We start from the raw sequence: 1,223 nt of genomic DNA on the forward strand, positions 1-1,223 counted from the left end.
GACCACATCGCCGACGTGGCAGCAGTCCGCGCCTTCGTGGACAAGGGGACCGTCGAACATCTCGAGCTCACCGAGTGCGGCGCCCCGCCACCCCCACCCGCGGACTAGGTTCGGAGCCATGACGACGTCGGCGCCGACCGGTCTCCGCCTCACCCAGTTCGCGTCCGGCGGGGGGTGCGCGTGCAAGGTGCCGCCGGGGGAGCTGGAGCGGGTGCTGGGCGACCTGCCCGGGGGCCGGCTGGCCCAGGACGCCTCCGGTGACCTGCTCGTCGGCCTCGACCACGGCGACGACGCGGCGGCGGTCCGCATCGACGCCGACCGGGCCGTGATCGCGACGACCGACTTCTTCACGCCGGTCGTCGACGACGCCTACGACTTCGGCCGGATCGCGGCGACCAACGCGCTCTCCGACGTCTACGCGATGGGCGGCGAGCCGCTGGTGGCGCTCAACCTGCTGGCCTGGCCGCGGGACCGGATCCCGTTCGAGGTGGCGGCCGAGGTGCTCCGGGGCGGCGCGGACGTCTGCCTGACCGCCGGTGCGCACCTCGCGGGCGGGCACAGCATCGACGACCCCGAGCCGAAGTACGGCCTCGCCGTCACCGGCCTGGCCCACCCCGACAAGCTGCTGCGCAACGACGCCGCGCGCGCCGGCGTGCCCCTCACGCTGACCAAGCCGATCGGCCTCGGCGTGCTCAACAACCGGCACAAGGCGACCGGGGAGGTCTTCGAGCAGGCGATCGCGGTGATGACCACGCTCAACCGCGACGCCTCCCGCGCGGCGGTCGCGGCCGGGCTGACCGCCGCCACCGACGTCACCGGGTTCGGCCTGCTCGGCCACCTGCACAAGATGGCCCGGGCCAGCGGTGTCACGGCCGTGGTCGACGCGGCCGCGGTGCCGTACGTCGAGGGGGCGCGCGAGGCGCTGCGCGACGGGTTCGTCCCGGGCGGCAGCCGCCGCAACCTGGACTGGGTGCGCCCGTTCCTCGAGGCCGGGGTCGACGAGGACGAGCTGGTCCTCCTCGCCGACGCCCAGACCTCGGGCGGCCTGCTGGTCGCCGGTGAGCTGCCCGGCCACCCCGTGATCGGTGAGCTGCTCCCGGCGCGCGACGGCGTGACCGTGCAGGTCCGCTAGCTGTTCTGTCCACACAGGTTGGGCACGAGGTCGGCTGGTGACTTGCCGCCGAGTGCGGTGTGACCGCGGTGGTGATTGTAGGTGTGGAGCC

At 74.1% G+C, this 1,223-nt stretch carries 1 protein-coding gene; it reads left to right on the top strand.

All coding sequences use genetic code 11. From position 1 onward, the window contains the following. The first annotated feature begins 118 nt into the window (after positions 1–118). Entirely contained in the window at positions 119–1,132 is a 1,014-nt protein-coding gene (gene selD / locus AB0N29_RS20910) for a selenide, water dikinase SelD (RefSeq protein ID WP_364870194.1), read from the top strand. Positions 1,133–1,223 lie beyond the last annotated feature (91 nt).

This window comes from Nocardioides sp. NPDC092400 (assembly GCF_040684155.1).
Classification (GTDB): domain Bacteria; phylum Actinomycetota; class Actinomycetes; order Propionibacteriales; family Nocardioidaceae; genus Nocardioides.